At 69.3% G+C, this 17,784-nt stretch carries 21 protein-coding genes; 5 read left to right on the forward strand and 16 right to left on the reverse strand.

The genetic code is table 11. The annotated features are described in order from the left end of the window. Nucleotides 1-34: 34 nt before the first annotated feature. On the forward strand, nucleotides 35-526 hold the full coding sequence (locus KDH83_RS21380; protein WP_212319585.1) for an acyl-CoA thioesterase: 492 nt from the start codon (nucleotides 35-37) through the stop codon (nucleotides 524-526). Between the two features lie 182 nt (nucleotides 527-708). Here KDH83_RS21380 and KDH83_RS21385 read toward each other — a convergent pair whose 3' ends face one another. The 15 genes from KDH83_RS21385 to KDH83_RS21455 all read right to left on the reverse strand — a co-directional run bounded on the left by KDH83_RS21385 (nucleotide 709) and on the right by KDH83_RS21455 (nucleotide 14,597). Beyond that, nucleotides 709-1,716 (reverse strand): sterol desaturase family protein, encoded by a 1,008-nt coding sequence (locus KDH83_RS21385; RefSeq protein ID WP_212319587.1) that lies wholly within the window; start codon nucleotides 1,714-1,716, stop codon nucleotides 709-711. A 2-nt stretch (nucleotides 1,717-1,718) separates the two neighbouring features. Next, complete coding sequence (locus KDH83_RS21390) at nucleotides 1,719-2,534, reverse strand: polysaccharide deacetylase family protein (protein WP_212319589.1); 816 nt, start codon at nucleotides 2,532-2,534, stop codon at nucleotides 1,719-1,721. Continuing rightward, entirely contained in the window at nucleotides 2,518-3,498 is a 981-nt protein-coding gene (locus tag KDH83_RS21395; protein WP_199770963.1) for a YncE family protein, read from the reverse strand. Before KDH83_RS21395 ends, KDH83_RS21390 begins: the two co-directional genes overlap by 17 nt. A gap of 216 nt (nucleotides 3,499-3,714) precedes the next feature. Then, nucleotides 3,715-3,930, reverse strand: coding sequence for a molybdopterin-binding protein (locus KDH83_RS21400; protein WP_006227327.1), 216 nt, complete (start codon nucleotides 3,928-3,930; stop codon nucleotides 3,715-3,717). A 64-nt stretch (nucleotides 3,931-3,994) separates the two neighbouring features. Beyond that, nucleotides 3,995-4,909, reverse strand: coding sequence for an ATP-binding cassette domain-containing protein (locus KDH83_RS21405; RefSeq protein WP_212319591.1), 915 nt, complete (start codon nucleotides 4,907-4,909; stop codon nucleotides 3,995-3,997). Nucleotides 4,910-4,959: 50 nt separating this feature from the next. Further along, nucleotides 4,960-5,799 (reverse strand): MetQ/NlpA family ABC transporter substrate-binding protein, encoded by an 840-nt coding sequence (locus tag KDH83_RS21410; RefSeq protein WP_212319593.1) that lies wholly within the window; start codon nucleotides 5,797-5,799, stop codon nucleotides 4,960-4,962. Between the two features lie 27 nt (nucleotides 5,800-5,826). Further along, nucleotides 5,827-6,489 (reverse strand): methionine ABC transporter permease, encoded by a 663-nt coding sequence (locus KDH83_RS21415; RefSeq protein WP_212319595.1) that lies wholly within the window; start codon nucleotides 6,487-6,489, stop codon nucleotides 5,827-5,829. Continuing rightward, nucleotides 6,489-7,298: a methionine ABC transporter ATP-binding protein gene (locus tag KDH83_RS21420; RefSeq protein WP_212319597.1), complete on the reverse strand. Its 810-nt coding sequence runs from the start codon at nucleotides 7,296-7,298 to the stop codon at nucleotides 6,489-6,491. The genes KDH83_RS21415 and KDH83_RS21420 overlap by 1 nt, the downstream gene beginning before the upstream one ends. A 51-nt stretch (nucleotides 7,299-7,349) precedes the next feature. Beyond that, entirely contained in the window at nucleotides 7,350-8,591 is a 1,242-nt protein-coding gene (locus tag KDH83_RS21425) for an acyl-CoA dehydrogenase family protein (protein WP_212319600.1), read from the reverse strand. Nucleotides 8,592-8,612: 21 nt separating this feature from the next. Then, nucleotides 8,613-9,395, reverse strand: a complete 783-nt coding sequence (gene ssuC, locus KDH83_RS21430) for an aliphatic sulfonate ABC transporter permease SsuC (protein WP_212319602.1) — start codon at nucleotides 9,393-9,395, stop codon at nucleotides 8,613-8,615. Then, nucleotides 9,395-10,567, reverse strand: a complete 1,173-nt coding sequence (gene ssuD, locus KDH83_RS21435; RefSeq protein ID WP_212319604.1) for an FMNH2-dependent alkanesulfonate monooxygenase — start codon at nucleotides 10,565-10,567, stop codon at nucleotides 9,395-9,397. Before ssuD ends, ssuC begins: the two co-directional genes overlap by 1 nt. A gap of 17 nt (nucleotides 10,568-10,584) precedes the next feature. Further along, nucleotides 10,585-11,550 (reverse strand): sulfonate ABC transporter substrate-binding protein, encoded by a 966-nt coding sequence (locus KDH83_RS21440; RefSeq protein ID WP_212319606.1) that lies wholly within the window; start codon nucleotides 11,548-11,550, stop codon nucleotides 10,585-10,587. 15 nt (nucleotides 11,551-11,565) lie between these two features. Next, a complete protein-coding gene (gene ssuE / locus KDH83_RS21445; RefSeq protein ID WP_212319608.1) occupies nucleotides 11,566-12,159 on the reverse strand; it encodes an NADPH-dependent FMN reductase in 594 nt (197 codons plus the stop codon). 46 nt (nucleotides 12,160-12,205) lie between these two features. After that, nucleotides 12,206-13,006, reverse strand: a complete 801-nt coding sequence (locus tag KDH83_RS21450; protein WP_212319610.1) for a MetQ/NlpA family ABC transporter substrate-binding protein — start codon at nucleotides 13,004-13,006, stop codon at nucleotides 12,206-12,208. A gap of 220 nt (nucleotides 13,007-13,226) precedes the next feature. Continuing rightward, a complete protein-coding gene (locus tag KDH83_RS21455; RefSeq protein WP_212319612.1) occupies nucleotides 13,227-14,597 on the reverse strand; it encodes an LLM class flavin-dependent oxidoreductase in 1,371 nt (456 codons plus the stop codon). A gap of 265 nt (nucleotides 14,598-14,862) precedes the next feature. On the opposite strand from KDH83_RS21455, the gene KDH83_RS21460 reads away from it, so the two are divergent. Then, nucleotides 14,863-15,081 (forward strand): hypothetical protein, encoded by a 219-nt coding sequence (locus tag KDH83_RS21460; protein WP_212319614.1) that lies wholly within the window; start codon nucleotides 14,863-14,865, stop codon nucleotides 15,079-15,081. A gap of 138 nt (nucleotides 15,082-15,219) precedes the next feature. Further along, nucleotides 15,220-15,657: a universal stress protein gene (locus tag KDH83_RS21465; protein WP_212319616.1), complete on the forward strand. Its 438-nt coding sequence runs from the start codon at nucleotides 15,220-15,222 to the stop codon at nucleotides 15,655-15,657. A 28-nt stretch (nucleotides 15,658-15,685) separates the two neighbouring features. On the opposite strand, the gene KDH83_RS21470 is transcribed toward KDH83_RS21465, so the two are convergent. After that, the gene (locus KDH83_RS21470) at nucleotides 15,686-16,081 is read right to left on the reverse strand and encodes a DUF2809 domain-containing protein (protein ID WP_103272097.1); all 396 of its coding nucleotides are present in this window, start codon (nucleotides 16,079-16,081) and stop codon (nucleotides 15,686-15,688) included. Nucleotides 16,082-16,232: 151 nt separating this feature from the next. On the opposite strand from KDH83_RS21470, the gene KDH83_RS21475 reads away from it, so the two are divergent. Together KDH83_RS21475 and KDH83_RS21480 are read left to right on the forward strand one after the other, a co-directional pair. Continuing rightward, nucleotides 16,233-17,468 carry a molybdopterin-dependent oxidoreductase gene (locus KDH83_RS21475; RefSeq protein ID WP_212319618.1) on the forward strand — a complete coding sequence of 412 codons (1,236 nt, stop codon included), beginning with the start codon at nucleotides 16,233-16,235 and terminating at the stop codon, nucleotides 17,466-17,468. A gap of 10 nt (nucleotides 17,469-17,478) precedes the next feature. After that, the coding region (locus KDH83_RS21480; RefSeq protein ID WP_212319620.1) for a sulfite:cytochrome C oxidoreductase subunit B at nucleotides 17,479-17,784 on the forward strand (306 nt) is incomplete at its 3' end.

Consider the following 17,784-nt stretch of genomic DNA (forward strand, 5'->3'; position numbering starts at 1 on the left):
ACCATATTCATTTCAGCAATCAGGAGCGCCCGACATGAACGACGCCTTCAGCCACCAATTGTCGATGACCATCCTGATGACGCCAGACATGGCGAACTTCTCAGGCAATGTGCACGGCGGCACCATCCTCAAGTACCTGGACCAGGTGGCCTATGCCTGTGCCAGCCGCTACGCCTGCCACTACGTGGTGACCCTGTCGGTCGACCAGGTGGTGTTCCGCGAGCCCATCCACGTGGGCGAGCTGGTGACCTTCCTGGCGGCGGTGAACTTCACCGGCCGCACCTCGATGGAGATCGGCATCAAGGTCGTGACCGAGGACATCCGCAAGAAGCTGGTGCGCCACACCAACAGCTGCTACTTCACGATGGTGGCGGTGGACGAACACGGCGTGCCCGCCGAAGTGCCGCCGCTGAACCCGGCCACGCTGGAGGAAAAGCAGCGCTTCGTGGCCGCACGGCTGCGGCGCGAGCTGCGCCAGGAAATGGAGCGCCGCCACGGCGAGATCAAGCGCGACACCGCGGGGTAGGAGGGCCCACCCCCGAGCGCTTGCGCGCTCCCCCTCAAGGGGGCATGCCTGCGGACCGGCGAAGCCGGCTCCGCGGCATTCCGCTGAAACCATTCTTCTTGCGACCGATATGGCCGCTCTTCTGGCCGGCATGCAAAACGGGGGCCTGTGGCCCCCGTTTGTGTGCGTGCAGCTCGAGACGTTCAGGTTCCGGCCTTCTCCGTCGCGGCGCCGGCGGGCGGCGGCGCGGGATCGCGCTCGCGACCCGTCATGCGCCTGAGCGCCAGCCATTGCTGCGACCAGAAACCGCGACCGTAGTCGCGTCCGCCCTGCTCGGGCAGCTGGTCATGGATGCCGGTGGGACCGTAGTTCGTGCCGAAGCGCGCGGTGCGGAACAGCACGTCCCAGATCGGGAACAGCGCGGCGAAGTTGTAGCCGCCGGCCGGGCCCGGCGACGAGGCGTCGTAGGCGATGGAATGGTGATGCCGGTGAAAGCGCGGGCTGACCAGCAGGCGTTCGCCGATGGCGCCGAAATGCAGGCGCAGGTTGGCGTGCGAGAAGCTCTGCGCCAGCTGGGTGATCGCCACCACCGCCACGAACTGCGCCGGCGGCACGCCCACCAGCTGCGACACGAACACCACGACCACGTCGCGCAGCATGTCGTCCAGCAGGTGGTTGCGGTCGTCGCTCCAGATGGTCATCTGGCGCTGGCTGTGGTGCACCGCGTGCAGCGACCAGAGCCAGCCGAAGCGATGCTGGGCGCGATGGTAGAAGTAGTCGACCGCGTCGAACAGCAGCAGGTAGATGATCAGGCTGACCCAGGCGCGGTCGGTCACGCCCGGCCAGTATTGGTCCAGCTGGAACGGCGCGAACCCCCAGATGTGCAGCTGGCCGAACACGCTGTCCCACAGCGGGTCCACGGTGAAGAACAGCGCCAGGCGGAACACGCCCAGCCGGTGGATCAGCGTGTAGAGCACGTCGATGCCGATCTGGCGGCGGTCGGTCACGGGTTCGACCGGGCGCAGGCGTTGCAGCGGGCCGAACACCAGCACCAGCAGCGCGATCTGCAGCAGGCCGACCAGCAGCCACATGGTGGCGTCGTAGCCGTCCTCGATGAAGTTGCTCAAGCCCAGGTGGAACAGCGCGGGCTGCACGAGGGTCTCGAAGAGCCATTGCTGGCACTCCCCGAACCATTGACTAAGCGTATCCATGATCAGTGATGCGTGGCGATCCAGCCCTTGTAGGCCGGATGCGTATCCAAGGTAGCAAAACAATAGCCCTTGCGCTGCAAGCCTTCAACCAGCGGCTCCAGCACGGCGGGGGCCCAGGGATCCTGGCGCGACCAGATGCCCAGGTGGGCCAGCAGGATGTCGCCGGGCTTGATGTTGCGCAGCGCCTGCTCCAGCAGGCGGGCGTTGGGGAATTTGTCGCTGGGCAGCTCGTCGCCCAGGAAACCGGCCGGCGCCCAACCCACGTGCTCGTAGCCGCATTCGCGGGCCGCCTTCAGCAGCGCCGGCGAGGTCTTGCCGCCCGGCGCGCGGTACAGCGGCAGCATGGCGCGGCCGGTCATCTGCGTGAAACGCGTGGCCGAGCGCTTGATCTCTTCGCAATACTGCTGCGCGGTCCAGGTCTGAACCTTGCCCGTCTGCGGACCGGCGCTGGGCTTGACGCGGAACTTGCCGTCCGGCAGGTCGCCCTGCCAGTAGACGTGGTCATAGGTATGCGAGCCGAAGGCATGGCCCTCGGCGGCGCGCGCCTTCCACCAGGGCGCCCACTGGTCATCCAGGCTGGACCCGTCGGTCAGCGTGCGCTCGTTGGCCAGGAAGAACGTGACCTTGACGTGATGGCGGGCCAGCACGTCGGCCACCAGCGGGGCCACGCCCATGTGGCCGGTGTCGAAGGTCAGGTAGACGGGCTTGTCGCAAGCAGCAGCCGCCGGGGCCGGCCCGGCGGCGCCGGCCAGCGCCGGCAGCAGCGCGGCCAGGCAGGCCGCCGCCGCCAGCTTCGACGGCTCAGCGCGTCGGCGCATGGTTCAGCGTCCAGACGCCGTGCGGCGACTTGCCGACCGGCACCTGCTGCACGACCTTCTTCTGCTCCAGGTCGACCACGGTCAGCTTGCGCGCCCAGCGCGATGTGACCAGCAGGGTCTTGCCGTCGGCCAGCACGTCCATGCAGTCCGGACCGCCCGGCACCGCAAAGGTGTCGGTCACGGCCAGCGTCTGCAGGTCGATGCGGCTGATGGAGTTGGCGGTGCGATTGCTGACGAACAGGTGGCGCTTGTCGCCCTGCGCGCGGAAGGCGTGCGCGCCGGCCGCCGTCTTGATGCGCGTGACCAGCTTGGCCGGGCCGTTGCTGACGTCATAGGCCTCGACGTAGGAATCGCCGGTCAGGGCCACCAGCAGCGTCTTCTGGTCGGGCGTGAGGAACACGTCGGCCGGCGTCTTGCCCACCGACACGGTCCACTTCGGCGTCTGCGTGGCCAGGTCGATGGCGATCAGCTGGTCGCTGTCCTGCAGCGTGACGTAGGCCGTGGTGCTCTTGGCGTCGATCATGATGTGGCTGGGCGTCTTGCCCGCCGGGATGCGCTTGACCAGCTTCAGGTCGAAGCCCTTTTCCAGCGGCTTCCAGGCATAGATGTCGATGTGGTCCAGGCGGTTCGCGGCGGTGACGAACCACTTCATGTCGGGCGAGAACTGCAGCTGGTAGGGATCGACGATGCCGGTCAGCGTGCGCTGCACTTCGCCGGTCTTGGGATCCATCAGCGTGATCGAGTCGCCGGTGGCATTGGCCACCATGAGCGACTTCTCGTCGGGCGTCAGGTACAGGTGATGCGGCTCCTTGCCGGTGGGCACGCGGCGCACTTCCTTGTACGAGGCGGGATCGACGATGCTGACGTTGGCGTCCAGGGAATTCAGGACGAAGATGGGGGCCGAGGCCGCCGCGGCGCTAAGCGCCATCCCTGCGCCGAACAGGGCGCAGCGGACAAAATGCATGGGATTCAATTTCAAGGTCCGGCAAGGGGGGATCTGGCTCCGATCCCGGTGCCCGACATTTTGGCATAGCGGCAAGATAAAAAAGCGGAGGCGCAGGGTTTGGAAACAATCGCCGGCGGCTGTTGCTGGGTCGCAACAACCGCCGGCCTGCCCCGGCGCGCGACGCCGTGTGACGCGGCCGCCGCATGAAGCCGCTACAAGGTTGCGGCCCCCGCGTCAAAGCTTGGCGACCGACACCTCGGTGGCCTTGACGAAGGCCAGCACCTCGGTGCCCACCTGCAGGTCCAGTTCCTTGACCGAACGGGTCGTGATCACCGAGGTGACGATGCCCGCCGGCGTGTCCACGTCCACTTCGGACACCACCGGGCCGAGGATGATTTCCTTGATCTTGCCGCGGAACTGGTTGCGGGCGTTGATGGATTGAATGCTCATGACTTGCTCCCGAATTGAGAAAAACAAAGAAAATCCGCGCCCGCCGTTGCCGGCGCGGGCAATGCTAGATCGCCAGCTTCAAGTGCCGGATGGGAATCACCTGCGCCAGCGGCCGCGACTCCTCTTCCGGCTGGCGCAGGACCACGCGCAGCACGCGCGCCTCCAGCGCGGCGAAGGCGGCCGAACCGCGCGCGCGCGGACGCGCCAGCGGCACGCGCTCGTCCAGCGCCACCCCGCCCTCGTCCAGCACCAGGATGCGGTCCGCCAGCGCCACGGCCTCGCCCACGTCGTGCGTCACCAGCACGGACGTGAAGCCATCGCGCCGCCACAGCGTCTCGATCAGCTGCTGCATGTCGATGCGCGTGAGCGCGTCCAGCGCGCCCAGCGGCTCGTCCAGCAGCAACAGGCCGGGCCGGTGCACCAGCGCCCGCGCCAGCGCGACCCGCTGGCGCTGTCCGCCCGACAGCTGCGCCGGCCAGTCGCCGCCGCGATCGCCCAGGCCGACCTGGCGCAGCACCGCCGCGGCCTGCGCCCGCTCCCGGCGTGGCAGGCCCAGCGCCACGTTGTCCAGCACCGACTTCCACGGCAGCAGTCGCGCGTCCTGGAACATGATGCGGACCCGGTCGTCGGCGCCCCACTGCGGAAACCCGTCGAACAGCACCGGCGAGCGCGCGGGCGGTCCGCCCTGCTCGCCGCTGGGCGCTTCCAGTCCCGCCAGCAGGCGCAGCAACGTGCTCTTGCCGCAGCCGCTGCGCCCGACCACCGCCACGAACTCGCCGGCGGCCAGTTCCAGGTCCAGGCCGCGCAGCACCACGCGCTCGCCGTAGCGCTTGCCCAGCTTGCGCAGCGTCACGCCCAGCGGCGGCGTCGGTCCCGGCTCGGCCTGCGCCGCCTGGGCGTCCGCGTCGGCCTCGGGCCCCGTGCGGGCCGGCCCGTCCAGGTGCCGCAGCAACTCGAACTCGTTGGGGTTGATGAACATGACGGCGGCCTCCCGATACCAGGTCCTGTCCGCGCCCGGCCGCGCGGCCGTCAGCGGGACGCCTCCAGCTTGCGCTGGTCGTCGGTCTTGACGAAGCCGGCGAAGGATTTCTCGGTCACGGCCAGGAACTCGCGCGAGCGGTAGGCCGCCGCGATGTCCTGCACATAGGGCCTGGACAGATCGGCCGTGCGCACCGCCACCAGGTTCTGGTAGATGGGCGTGGTCTTTTCCAGCGCCAGCGCCTCGGTCAGCTTGAGCCCGGACGCCAGCGCGAAATTGCCGTTGACGAAGGAATAGTCGGTGTCCTCCAGCGAGCGCGGCAACTGCGCCGCCTCCAGCGGGATCAGCTTGATCTTCTTCGGATTGGCGGCCACGTCCTTCTCCGACACCCGCAGCGGGTCGTAGCCCTCGCGCAGCTTGACCCAGCCCAGCTCCTGCAGCACCACCAGCGCGCGCGCCTGGTTGGTGGGATCGTTCGGCACGGCCACGCTCACGCCCTCGGGCGCGGCGTCCACGCTCTTGTATTTCCGGCTGTAGATGGCGATGGGCGCGGTCGGCACCTTCACCAGCTCGGACAGTTCCAGCTTGTTCTTGGTCGCGAAGTTCTGCAGGTAGACCACGTGCTGGAACGCGTTGGCGTCCAGCGCGCCCTGCGCCAGGGCGAAGTTGGGCTGCACATAGTCGTTGAACTCGACCACGCGCACCGTGTAGCCCTGCTTTTCCAGGATGGGCTTGATGCCCAGCTTGATCTGGTCGCTGTAGGGCCCGGCGGTGGCGCCGAAGACGATTTCCTTCTTGGCCGGATCGGCCGCGACGGCGGCGCCGGACAGGGCCAGCGCGGCGACGGCGGCGGCCAGTTGACGGAGGGAGGGCTTGCGCAAGACGGACATGGACGACCTCGGAATGGCGTAGGGGAATCAGCGTTTGTCGATGCGCCGGGCGATGGTGTTGCCGGCGAACTGGATGATCTGCACCAGCACGACCAGCAGCGCCACGGTCAGCGCCATCACGTCGGTCTGGAAGCGGTAATAGCCATAGCGGATGGCCAGGTCGCCGATGCCGCCGCCGCCCACCACGCCGGCCACGGCCGAGTAGGACAGGAAGCTCACCGCCAGCACGGTCAGCGCCAGCACCAGGCCGGAGCGCGCCTCCACCAGCAGCACGCGGCGCACGATCTGCAGCTCCGACGCGCCGGCGGCATGCGCGGCCTCGATCACGCCGCGCGGCACCTCGCGCAGCACCTGCTCGACCAGCCGCGCGAAATACGGAATGGCGGCGAAGGACAGCGGCACGGCCGCGGCCACCGGGCCGATCGAGGTGCCGGCGATGACGCGCGTGAACGGCACCAGCGCCACCAGCAGGATGATGAAGGGAAAAGACCGCACGGTATTCACCGTCCAGCTCAACAGCTGATGCAGCACGGGGCGGTCCAGCGACTGGCCCGGCCCGGTCAGGAACACCAGCACGCCCAGCGGCCCGCCCAGCAGGATGGACGCGGACAGGGCGATCGCCAGCATCAGGAAGGTCTGGCCGATGGCCACGCCCAGCTCGGGCAGCAATTGCACGAAGGTATCCAGCATCACGCCACCTCTTCATAGGGATGGGCGGCCTCGCGGATGAGTTCGCGCCCCAGCGCCGAACTCAGGTTCACGTGCGCGCCCGTGATCTCGGCCTGCTCCAGCACCCGGCCGTTCTCCATCACCGCGACGTGGCGGCACAGCGCGCGCACCACGGCCAGCTCGTGCGTGACGATGACGATGGTCACGCCCAGCCGCCGGTTGATATCGCGCAGCACGCCCAGCACGGAACGCGTGGTCTCGGGATCCAGCGCGGAGGTGGGCTCGTCGCACAGCAGCACCGCCGGCTCGCTGGCCAGCGCGCGGGCGATGGCCACGCGCTGCTTCTGGCCGCCGGACAGCTGCGCCGGATGGCTGGCGGACTTGTCCGCCAGCCCCACGATCTCCAGGCACTCGCGCACCCGCGCGGCGATCTGTTCGCGGTCGCGGCCGCCGTGCACGCGCAACGGGAAGGCCACGTTCTCGAACACGGTCTCGTTCTGCAGCAGGTTGAACTGCTGGAAGATCATGCCGATGTTCTGGCGCGCGGCGCGCAGCGCGGACTTGCCCAGGCCGGTCAGCTCGGTGCCGGCCACGTGCACGGCGCCATGGTCGGGCCGCTCCAGCAGGTTGATCAGACGCAGCAGCGTGGACTTGCCGGCGCCGCTCTTGCCGATGATGCCGAAGGTGTCGCCGGCGCGGATCGACAGCGACACGTCGCATACCGCGTCGAAACGGCCCGCCGGCAGGCGGAAGGATTTGCTCACGGCATCCAGCCGGATCACGGGCTGGGGCACGGCGGAAAGCGGGGAAAGCGTCGCGCTCTGGGTCATCGGGTAAATTCGGGAAATGGCAGTCGGTTCATCATGAGGACAGGACTGGGGTCAGGAATACGGCGTGGGTTCGGGCAGCTGGTCCAGCAGCGCGTAGCGGCCCAGGTCGCGGATCTTGTAGGCCACGGGATCGTGCAGCGTGTGCACGCGGGCGTTGCGCCAGTGGCGGTCCAGGCCGTGGCGGTTGTGGGTGGAACTGGCGCCGGTCACGTCGAACAGCTCGGCGCCCACCGACAGCGCCGCGCGATGCGCCAGCACCTTGGCCTGCGCGCCGGCCACGGCGACGCGGCCGCGCTCTTCGGCGGTGACGGACGGGCCGCGCGCCAGCGCCTCGTCCAGCGCCTGCGCCGCCTGGTCGGCCAGCGCGCGGGCCGCCTGCAGCGACAGCCAGAACTCGCCGAAGCGCTCCTGCACGTAGGGATCGTCGGCGTGGCGCTCCACGCCCGAGGCGAACCACGGCCGGGCGGCGTCGCGCACATAGCCGCGCGCGTCCTGGTACGCGCCCTGCGCGATGCCCAGGTACAGATTGGTCATGATCAGCTGCGCCACCTGCGAGCGCAGCGTGGCGCGCGCGGTCGGCGTGGCGCCCGGCGCCTGCAGCACCTGCACGGCCTCGAGCCGCACATGGTCGAAGCGCACCGTGCCGCTATCAGTCTGGCGCTGGCCGAAGGCGTCCCAATCCGGGTTGACGGTGATGCCCTCGACGCGCGTCGGCAGCGCGGCGATCAGCGCCGTGCCGGACGGCTTGTGCCAGGCCGAGAAGGTCAGCAGGTCCGAGCCCACCGAACCCGAGCTGAAGCTCTTGACGCCGTCGATGCGATAGCCGTCCAGCTCGGCGCGCGCGACCACGCGGCGGTCCAGCGGATTGAGCGCATTGCCCCAGAACATGTTGCGCGCCACGGTCGGTTCCAGGAAATAGGCGTGCTGCTCGGGCGTGCCGTAGAGCAGCACCCCGGCCACCTGCAGATGGTGGAAACCGAATACGTGCGCCAGCGCGCTGTCGGCCTGGGCCAGCCGGCGCACGGCGCCCAGGACCGTCGACCAGCTGGCGCCTGCCCCGCCATGCGCGGTCGGCACCGACAGCCGCAGCAGGCCGCTCTGGCGGATCAGTTCGCGCTCGCGGGCGGCATGTCCGCCCAGGCGGTCGCGCTCGACGGCGGTGGCGGCCAGCGCCTGCGCCAACGTTTCGAGCGCCTCGGCAGGCGTGGGCGGCGGCGCGTCGGCCGCGCGCCCGGAAGCGGCGCCCGCGCCGTCGTCGCGGCGCGCGTCCTGCACGGTTTGGATCTTGGCCATCATCACTCCTGGATGGCCGGCTCAGGCCGGCCGGTAAGCGGGGTTCCAGCGCAGCAGGCGCCGCTCCAGCGCGCGGGCCAGCGCGTCCGCGCCCTTGCCCAGCAGCGCGTAGAGCAGGATGCCCAGCAGCACCACGTCGGTCTGCAGGAACTCGCGCGCGTTCATGGTCATGTAACCGATGCCGGACTGCGCCGAGATGGTCTCGGTCACGATCAGCACCACCCACACCAGGCCCAGCGCGAAGCGCAGGCCCACCAGCATGGACGGCAACGCGCCGGGCAGGATCACGTCGCGGTACAGGCGCCAGCCGCTCAGGCCGTAGGACCGGCCCATCTCGATCAGCGCCGGATCCACCGAGCGGATGCCGTGGAACGTGTTGAGATAAACGGGAAAGAACACGCCCACCGACAGCAGCGCCAGCTTGGCGGTCTCTTCGATGCCGAACCACAGGATGAACAGCGGGATCAGCGCCAGCACCGGGATGTTGCGGATCATCTGCAGCGTGGTGTCCAGCAGCGTCTCGGCGCGGCGCGACGCGCCGTTCAGCAGGCCCAGCGCCAGGCCCAGCCCGCCGCCCAGCAGCAGGCCCCACAAGGCGCGCAACGCGCTGACGCGCAGATGCAGCCACAGCTCGCCCGACACGGCCAGCGACCAGGCCGCGGCGGCCACGGCCGAGGGCGCGGGCAAGATGCGCGAGGACAGCCAGCCGGCCTGCGCCGCCAGCTGCCACAGCGCCAGGATGCCCAGCGGCACCAGCCAGGGCGCCAGCGCCGCGCGCCAGCCGCGTTCGGGGCGCGTATCCATCAGCTGGCCGCGACCTTCGGCACCAGCTCGGTGGCCATGACCTCGCCGAACGGGCCGGTCAGCACCGGATTGCCCTGGCGGCCACGGCCCTTGCCGGGCAGCAGCGGGAACACCAGCTCGGCGAAGCGGTACGACTCTTCCAGGTGCGGATAGCCCGAGAAGATGAAGGTGTCGATGCCCAGGTCGGCGTACTCCTGGATGCGCGCCGCCACGGTCTGCGGGTCGCCCACCAGGGCCGTGCCCGCGCCGCCGCGCACCAGGCCCACGCCGGCCCACAGGTTGGGCGCGATCTCCAGGTGCGAGCGGCCGCCACGGCCGTCGTCGAGCTTGCCGCCGTGCAGCGCGGCCATGCGGCGCTGGCCTTCCGAATCCATCCTGGCGAAGGCCGTCTGCGCGGCGTTCACTGTGTCCTCGCTCAGATGGCTGATCAGCTCGTCGGCGGCGGCCCAGGCAGCGGCCTCGGTCTCGCGCACGATCACGTGCAGCCGGATGCCGAACTTCACGCTGCGTCCATGGCGCGCCGCGCGCTCGCGCACGTCGGCGATCTTGCGCGCCACGGCCTCGGGCGGCTCGCCCCAGGTCAGGTACACGTCCAGCTGCTCGGCCGCCAGCTCGTGCGCGGCCTCGGACGAGCCGCCGAAGTACAGCGGCGGATACGGCTTCTGCGTCGGCGGATACAGCACCTTGCCGCCCTTGGACACCAGCTTTTCGCCGTCATGGCTGTAGCCCGCGCCCTCGTGGCTGGCGGCCAGGATGCCGCGCCAGATCTTCAGGTAGTCGGCGGTGATGGCGTAGCGCTCGTCATGGCTGACGAACACGCCGTCGCCTTCCAGCTCACCGGGATCGCCGCCCGTCACCACATTGACCAGCAGGCGCCCTTGCGACAGGCGGTCGAAGGTGGCGGCCATGCGCGCGGAGAACTGCGGCGAGCTGACGCCGGGGCGGATCGCCACCAGGAACTTGAGACGATGGGTCGCGCCGATCAGGCTGGAGGCCACCACCCAGGCGTCCTCGCAGGAGCGTCCGGTGGGCAGCAGCACGCCGTCGTAGCCCAGCGTGTCGGCGGCCACGGCCACCTGCCGGAAGTAGTCGTAGCCGGCCTCGCGCGCGCCCAGGCTGGTGCCCAGGTAACGCGAATCGCCGTGCGTGGGGATGAACCAGAATACGTCCATGAAAGTCCTGCCCTCGTCTATTTCAGTATCGATGGAGCGGCGTCGAATACGTTCAGTGGCTTCGGAATGAGCTTGAGCGCATGAAACGCGTCCGCCACTTGCTGCTGTTCCAGCAGCACCTCGCGCGTGATCGGCTGCACGCCATAGGCCAGCCTGCTCGCGGCCAGCTCCACGATCTCGCGGTCCAGGCCCAGCACCGGTTGCAGCAGGGCCACGCTTTCGGCGCGGTGGTCGCGCGCCCACAGATCGCCCTTGCGTACCTCGTCCAGCACGGTCTGGATGATCTGCGGATGCGCCTTCTCGTAGCCGCTGGCGGCCAGGAAGAACTGGTAGTTCTTGACCACGCCGGTGCCGTCGGCCAGCACACGCGCGCCCAGCTGTTTCTCGGCGGCGGCCTGGAACGGATCCCAGATGACCCATGCGTCGATCGCGCCGCGCTCGAAGGCGGCGCGCGCGTCCGACGGCGTCAGGTAGACCACGTTCACGTCGCGGTAGGCCACGCCCGCCCGCTCCAGCTGCTTGACCAGCAGGTAGTGCACGTTCGAGCCCTTGTTCAGGGCGACTTTCCTGCCCTTCAGGTCGGCCACGCCGCGCAGCGGCGAATCCTTGGGCACCAGGATGGCCTCGCTGGCGGGCGCGGCGGGCTCGCTGCCCACGTACACCAGCGCGGCGCCGGCGGCCTGGGCGAAGATCGGCGGGGCCTCGCCCACCGTGCCGAAGTCGATCGAGCCCACGTTCAGGCCTTCCAGCAATTGCGGGCCGGCGGGGAACTCGGTCCACTTCACCGTCACGCCCTGCTCGGCCAGGCGCTTGTCCAGCGTGCCCAGCGCCTTGACGATGGTGAGCGTGCCGTATTTCTGAAAGCCGATGCGCAGCGTCTTGCCGTCCTGCGCCTGCGCGGCAGGCGCCAGCAGCGCCGCGCCCAACAGGCCCAGCAGGCCGCGCAGCAAGGCGCGGCGAATGGCGAAAGGAAACAGGTTCATGAGCGTTTTTCCGGTTCAGACGCTGAAGCCGCCGGCCAGCGCCAGCCGGCCCAGGTCATAGGCTTCATTGGCGACATAGGCATGCGGACGCAGCTGCTCGGACAGCCGGTCGACCGAGTCCTCCAGCCGCTGCCGCACGTCGTCGTCGATATGGGGCTGGCCGGCCTCGTCCACGCGCACCTGCTTGTCGGTGGCGTACACGCCGGCCAGGATGTGGCGCGCGCCCAGCGCGGACAGCACCGGTTTCAGGCCATATTCCAGCGCCAACAGGTGCGCCGGGCTGCCGCCGGTGGCAATGGGCAGCACCACCTTGCCGGCCAGCGCCTTCTCGTCCAGCAGGTCCAGCACCGCCTTCAGGCCGCCGGCGAACGAGGCCTTGTAGACCGGAGTGGAGATCAGCACCGCGTCGGCGGCCGCGACGCGGGCGCGCAGCGCGCCGGCGGCGGGGCTGGCGTAGTGGCCCTCGATCAGTTCTTCGGCGGGAATGTCGCGCAGGCCCAGTTCGCCGATGCTCCAGCCGCCCGCGCGCAGCCGGTTGGCGGCATGGCGCAGCAGGGCGGAGGAACGGGAACGCTGCGACGGGCTGCCCGCCAGGGTGATGATGCTCATGGTGTATCGCCGGATGTCAGGGATGCGGAAAGAACGGCCGGACGCGTCAGAACGCGGGCACCAGCGAGCCCTTGAATTCCTTCTCGATGAAGGCGCGGACCTCGGGCGACTGGTAGGCCGCCACCAGCTTCTTGACCCAGGGCTGGTCGCGGTCCTTGGTGCGCACCGCGATCAGGTTGGCATAGGGGCCATCGGCGGCTTCGCGGCCGATGGCGTCGCGCGCCGGCACCAGACCGGCCTGGTCGGCATAGTCATTGTTGATGGCGGCGGCGGTCAGGTCATCGAGCGAGCGCGGCAGCTGCGCGGCGTCCAGCGGCACCAGCTTGAGCTTGCGCGGGTTGGACACCACGTCCTGCGGCGTGGCGTTGTTCTTCTGTTCGGCCTCGGGCTTGAGCGTGATCAGCTTGTACGCCGCCAGCAGGCGCAGCGCGCGGTTGCCGTTGGACGGGTCGTTCTGGATGCCCACCGAGGCGCCCTCGGGCAGGTCGCCCAGCGCCTTGATCTTGCGCGAATAGAAGCCCAGCGGCGCGGTTACGGTCAGCCCCACCGGCACGATGTCGAAGCCGCGCGCCTTGATCTGGTTGTCCAGGAAGGGCTTGTGCTGGAAGGCGTTGGCGTCCAGGTCGCCGGCGTTCAGCGCGGCATTGGGCAGCTGGTAGTCATTGAACTTGATCAGCTTGATCTCCAGGCCATCGCGGGCCGCGACCTGCTTGACCACGTCGAAGATCTTCTCGGTCGTGCCGACGGAGATGCCGACGCTGATGGAGGATTTTTGCTGCGCTTGCGCGCCGGCGGTGAAGGCGGTGGCCAGGACGGCGACGGACAGCAGGCGGATCAGGGTGGGCATCGTTTCGATTCCAGGATGGGACAGGAGACGAGACGATTCTGTCATCGCGGTTGCGCGCCGAAAAATACTTAGTCGGCATGACCTTATGTGCCTTATGTGGCCGCGCTTGCGCCGCATGGACAGCAACCCACTTCGGGAAATATGCGCTTATCGCCCGAAGTTCTAAACAAGGCCGGCGCCTTGCGGCGCCGGTTATCTGCCACGCATGCGCGCCGCGCGTTCAGGCGTAGGCGGTCCGGGCGCGCGCGCCCGCGTGTACGTCCGGCAAGGCCGCGCGGCCCGCACCGAACAGCTTCTCGCGCAACGTGCCGTCGGCGTAGGCAGTCTTGTACGAGCCGCGCGATTGCAGCTCGGGAATCACCAGGTCGATGAAGTCCTCATAGCATTCCGGCGTGACCGTGCGCGCCAGGTTGAAGCCGTCGATGCCGGTTTCCGCGACCCAGGATTCCAGCTCGTCGGCCACCTGCGCGGCGCTGCCCACCAGCGCCGGATAGCGCCCGCCCAGCGCCATGTCGGCCAGCAGGTCGCGCACCGTGCGGTCGGTGCGCGCCACGGTCAGGCTGCGCACGGCGGATTCGATGGCGTTGTTCTTCACGTAGCGGATCGGCTCGTCCGGCGCGTAGGTGGAAAAATCGATGCCGGTCGAGCTGGCATAGTGCGCCAGGCCAGCCTCGGGGCTGGCGTAGCGCAGGTACTCGGCGTGCTTGTCCCGGGCTTCCCGTTCCGTGCGCCCGACGACGGCCGTGATGCCCATGAAGAACTTGATGTCGCGCGGATCGCGGCCCTCGCGCGCGACCGCCGCGCGCAGCTCGGACACCAGCTTGCGCAGCCCCTCCTTGGTCTGGCTGGAAACGAACACGCATTCCGCATGGCGCGCGGCGAAGGCCAGGCCCCGGCCCGACGAGCCCGCCTGGTACAGCACCGGCGTGCGTTGCGGCGAGGGCTCGGCCAGGTGATAGCCTTGAACACGATAGTATTTGCCGTCATGGTCCACCCGGCGCACGGCGGCGGGATCGGCATAGACCCGCGCGCGCTTGTCGGCCTTGACCGCGTCCGCGTCCCAGCTGCCTTCCCACAGCTGATAGGCCACGTCCAGGAATTCGTCGGCGCGGTCGTAGCGCTCGTCGTGCGCGATCTGCCCGGACAGCCCCATGGCGCGCGCCGCGCTCTCCAGGTAGCCGGTGACGATGTTCCAGCCCACGCGGCCCTGGGTCAGGTGGTCCAGCGTGGAGAAGCGGCGCGCCAGCAGATAGGGCGCCTCGTAGGTCAGGTTGACGGTGACGCCGAAGCCCAGGTGGCGCGTGGCCGCCGCCATGGCCGGCACGATCAGCAGCGGGTCGTTGACCGGCAGCTGGATGGATTCGCGCAGGGTCAGGTCGGCCGAGTCCTGATACACGTCATACACGCCGACGATGTCGGCCAGGAACAGGCCGTCGAACAGGCCGCGCTCCAGCAGCCGGGCAAGGTGGGTCCAGTAGTCCAGCGTCTTGTAGGCGGTGGAGGTGTCGCGCGGATGCGTCCACAGCCCATGGTTGATGTGGCCCACGCAGTTCATGTTGAAGGCGTTGAGCAGGATCTGCTTCTTGGTCATGACGGACGGTCTTCCAGGCTTCTGGCCGGGGCCGGCGCGACGGCTGGCCCCGGCGGGGTTCAGGCATGCAGCCTATCGCCGCGCGCGTCGGCGCGGAAGAACGGATTGCGCATGCGCTTATGCGAGGCCGGCATAAGCAGCGCGCGCATATCGTCATCACCAAAGAATGTTTGCCGGCGATGCGCACGCTTGCTTAGAGTCTGGGCTTGCCACTACCAGCCCACACCGCAGGCGGCAGCGCCTGCGCGGCATCGCGAGCAGATCCATGACCTTTTCCCCACCAGACACCCGCAACGGCGCCAGCGACCCACATGGCGTCGGCCAGACCCTGCATCGCTGGCTGATGGCCGCCGGCGCGCTGATGGGCACCGGCGCGCTGTTCCCCAACGTGATCCTGCCGGACGGCCGCGCCGGTGACGCCGCGCCGCCCGCCGCCGACCAGGCCGCGCCCGCCATCGGCCGCCGCGCCCCCGCGCACGCCTGACCCGCCGTCCGAAACGCCCGGCGCCGTCCGGGAAAACCCCGCCGCCCTCGTCCGAAAGCGGGACTGGATCACGCCAAAACACGGGCCTATACTGAATTCGCCGTTGCTGAACGTTCCTTTTTCCAAGGGAGAGGCAACATGTACAGGCACCTGCTCATCACCGTGGACGGCTCGCCGCTGTCCGATTCGGTTTTCCAGCGCAGCATCGTCTTCGCCAAGGAGATGAACGCCGCCGTCACCGTGCTGCGCGCCATTCCCGAAGACCACCTGCTGGTCTACCAGGCCGAGATGCTAGGCACCGCCCAGGGCTACCACACCGACCAGGCGCGCAAGAACGCGCAGGCCTACCTAGACGGGCTGGAGGCGCAGGCCCGCAATGCGCTGGTGCCCTGCTCCTGCATGGTGGCGGTCAACGACCACCCGCATGCCGCCATCGTCGACGCGGCCAAGGCGCAGGGCTGCGATCTCATCATCATGGGCTCGCATGGACGCCACGGCATGACCGGCTTCCTGCTGGGCAGCGAAACCCAGCGCGTGCTGGCGCAGACCAAGCTGCCGGTGCTGGTGCTGCGATAGCGCGCGGCCGCCGGCATGCGGACGCCGCCTAGGCGCCGGCGGGCACCCGCCCGCCGCGCCGGCGCCAGCCCGCCAGCGCCAGCACCAGGAAGAAGCCCACCGTGTAGGCCAGCACGTCCCACCAGTCCGGCACGCTGCCCAGCAGGATGCGCAGCAGCGGCTGCTTGATCTGCCAGCCGTAGAGCTTGGCCAGGTATTGGCCGAACTCGACCGCATAGCCCGTCAGCAGCGCCGCCACCGCCAGCGGCAGCACGCCCGCCCGGATGAAACTGCGGAACACCAGGTACACCCAGCCCACCGCCAGCACGTCGCCGACGAAGCCGCGCAGCCAGGGATAGGGTTTTCCCACGGTGGCGATCAGCGCCTCCACGGCGGTGAGCAGCAGCAGGGCCGCGAAGGCGCGGCCATCGAATCGTAGCGACATGGTCAAAGACGGAAATAGCGGTTATTGAAACCGCGCGCCGCGCAAAAACGTGGCGCGGCGGCGGGGTCCGGGCGCATACTCTGGCAAGCCGCCGCCGGACAGGTTGCGCAACGCCGGCAGCGTACTCGAAAAACTCCAGGAGACAACGAGTATGAGCACATCCGGCACCAACGGACGCCGGCGCTTCCTGCGCCAGGCCTGTACCCTGGGCGCGGCCGGCACGACGGCCGGCCAGGCCCTGAATGCGCTGGCAGCCCCCGCCACGGTCACCCTGCCCTTCGCCAATGGCGAGCGCGAGCTGATCGCCTACCCGCAAAAACGCCCGCTGATCCGCCAGACCGCCCGGCCGCCGCAACTGGAGACGCCGTTCGAGGTCTACAACGAGGGCATCATCACCCCCAACGACGCCTTTTTCGTGCGCTATCACCTGGGGCACATACCGACACGGATCGACCCGGCCGCCTACCGGCTGCGCGTGGGCGGCCTGGTGGACGCGCCGCTGGAACTGACGCTGGCCGACCTGAAGGAGAAGTTCGGCGCGCCGGTGGAGCTGGTGGCCGTGACCCAGTGTTCCGGCAACAGCCGCGGCTTCTTCGAGCCGCGCGTGGGCGGCGGGCAGCTGGGCAACGGCGCCATGGGCAATGCGCGCGGGCTCGGCATCCCCCTGTCGCGCGTGCTGGAGAAGGCCGGCATCGGCAAGGCCGCGCGCCAGGTCAGCTTCGAGGGCATGGACCGGCCGGTGCTGCCGGGCACGCCCGAGTTCGTCAAGGCGCTGGACGCGGCCCACGCGATGGATGGCGAGGTCATGCTGGCCTACGCCATGAACGGCGCCGACCTGCCCCTGCTGAACGGCTACCCCGTGCGCCTGGTGGTGCCGGGCCACTACGGCACCTACTGGGTCAAGCACCTGGCCGACATCACCGTGCTGGACAAGGAATTCGACGGCTACTGGATGCAGAAGGCCTACCGCATCCCGGACAACGACTGCGCCTGTACGCCGGTGGGCAAGGCGCCGGAGAAGACCCGTCCGATCGGCCGCTACAACGTGCGCAGCTTCATCACCAGCCTGGCCGACGGCGCCCGCGTGCCGCTGGGCCAGGCGCAGCGCGTGCGCGGCATCGCCTTCGACGGCGGGCGCGGCATCCGCGAAGTGCAGTTCTCGGCCGACGGCGGCAAGACCTGGCGCGCCGCCCAGCTGGGCCAGGATCTGGGGCGCTACTCGTTCCGCGAATGGCAGGCGGACTTCAAGCCGGAACGGGCCGGCGCCTACGAGCTGAAGGCCCGCGCCACCAACATGGCGGGCGAGACCCAGCCGCTGGAGGCGCTCTGGAACCCCGCCGGCTACATGCGCAACGTGGTCGAAACCCTGCGCGTCACCGCCGCCTGAGGAGCCCGTCATGAACCGTCATCTGCTTGCGCTGGCCGGCGCCGCCGCCCTGGCCATGCTGTCGCCGGCCCATGCGCTGGACATCCAGCTGCCCGCCGAAACCGCCACCCTGCATCCGGGCACCAGCCCCGGCGCCCAGAGCGCGGCCCAGTGCCTCATGTGCCATTCGGTGGACTACCTGTCCACCCAGCCGCCCATGCCGCTGGGCTTCTGGGAGGCCGAGGTGAAGAAGATGGTCGCCGTCTATGGCGCGCCCATCGCGCCGGATCAGGCGCAACTGATCATCCAGTACCTGAACCAGGCCTACCCCCCGCCC

The organism is Achromobacter sp. Marseille-Q0513, from assembly GCF_018195695.1.
GTDB lineage: Bacteria > Pseudomonadota > Gammaproteobacteria > Burkholderiales > Burkholderiaceae_B > Achromobacter.

What these genes read in the sequence shown, in the direction of transcription:
- KDH83_RS21450 (WP_212319610.1), bottom strand. Translation starts at nt 13,006, where the DNA reads ATGCCCACCCTGATCCGCCTGCTGTCCGTCGCCGTCCTGGCCACCGCC.
- ssuD (WP_212319604.1), bottom strand. Translation starts at nt 10,567, where the DNA reads ATGGACGTATTCTGGTTCATCCCCACGCACGGCGATTCGCGTTACCTG.
- KDH83_RS21440 (WP_212319606.1), bottom strand. Translation starts at nt 11,550, where the DNA reads ATGAACCTGTTTCCTTTCGCCATTCGCCGCGCCTTGCTGCGCGGCCTG.
- KDH83_RS21420 (WP_212319597.1), bottom strand. Translation starts at nt 7,298, where the DNA reads ATGACCCAGAGCGCGACGCTTTCCCCGCTTTCCGCCGTGCCCCAGCCC.
- KDH83_RS21400 (WP_006227327.1), bottom strand. Translation starts at nt 3,930, where the DNA reads ATGAGCATTCAATCCATCAACGCCCGCAACCAGTTCCGCGGCAAGATC.
- KDH83_RS21395 (WP_199770963.1), bottom strand. Translation starts at nt 3,498, where the DNA reads ATGCATTTTGTCCGCTGCGCCCTGTTCGGCGCAGGGATGGCGCTTAGC.
- KDH83_RS21385 (WP_212319587.1), bottom strand. Translation starts at nt 1,716, where the DNA reads ATGGATACGCTTAGTCAATGGTTCGGGGAGTGCCAGCAATGGCTCTTC.
- KDH83_RS21425 (WP_212319600.1), bottom strand. Translation starts at nt 8,591, where the DNA reads ATGGCCAAGATCCAAACCGTGCAGGACGCGCGCCGCGACGACGGCGCG.
- KDH83_RS21390 (WP_212319589.1), bottom strand. Translation starts at nt 2,534, where the DNA reads ATGCGCCGACGCGCTGAGCCGTCGAAGCTGGCGGCGGCGGCCTGCCTG.
- KDH83_RS21465 (WP_212319616.1), top strand. Translation starts at nt 15,220, where the DNA reads ATGTACAGGCACCTGCTCATCACCGTGGACGGCTCGCCGCTGTCCGAT.
- KDH83_RS21455 (WP_212319612.1), bottom strand. Translation starts at nt 14,597, where the DNA reads ATGACCAAGAAGCAGATCCTGCTCAACGCCTTCAACATGAACTGCGTG.
- KDH83_RS21405 (WP_212319591.1), bottom strand. Translation starts at nt 4,909, where the DNA reads ATGTTCATCAACCCCAACGAGTTCGAGTTGCTGCGGCACCTGGACGGG.
- KDH83_RS21460 (WP_212319614.1), top strand. Translation starts at nt 14,863, where the DNA reads ATGACCTTTTCCCCACCAGACACCCGCAACGGCGCCAGCGACCCACAT.
- ssuC (WP_212319602.1), bottom strand. Translation starts at nt 9,395, where the DNA reads ATGGATACGCGCCCCGAACGCGGCTGGCGCGCGGCGCTGGCGCCCTGG.
- KDH83_RS21475 (WP_212319618.1), top strand. Translation starts at nt 16,233, where the DNA reads ATGAGCACATCCGGCACCAACGGACGCCGGCGCTTCCTGCGCCAGGCC.
- KDH83_RS21415 (WP_212319595.1), bottom strand. Translation starts at nt 6,489, where the DNA reads ATGCTGGATACCTTCGTGCAATTGCTGCCCGAGCTGGGCGTGGCCATC.
- KDH83_RS21410 (WP_212319593.1), bottom strand. Translation starts at nt 5,799, where the DNA reads ATGTCCGTCTTGCGCAAGCCCTCCCTCCGTCAACTGGCCGCCGCCGTC.
- KDH83_RS21470 (WP_103272097.1), bottom strand. Translation starts at nt 16,081, where the DNA reads ATGTCGCTACGATTCGATGGCCGCGCCTTCGCGGCCCTGCTGCTGCTC.
- KDH83_RS21380 (WP_212319585.1), top strand. Translation starts at nt 35, where the DNA reads ATGAACGACGCCTTCAGCCACCAATTGTCGATGACCATCCTGATGACG.
- ssuE (WP_212319608.1), bottom strand. Translation starts at nt 12,159, where the DNA reads ATGAGCATCATCACCCTGGCGGGCAGCCCGTCGCAGCGTTCCCGTTCC.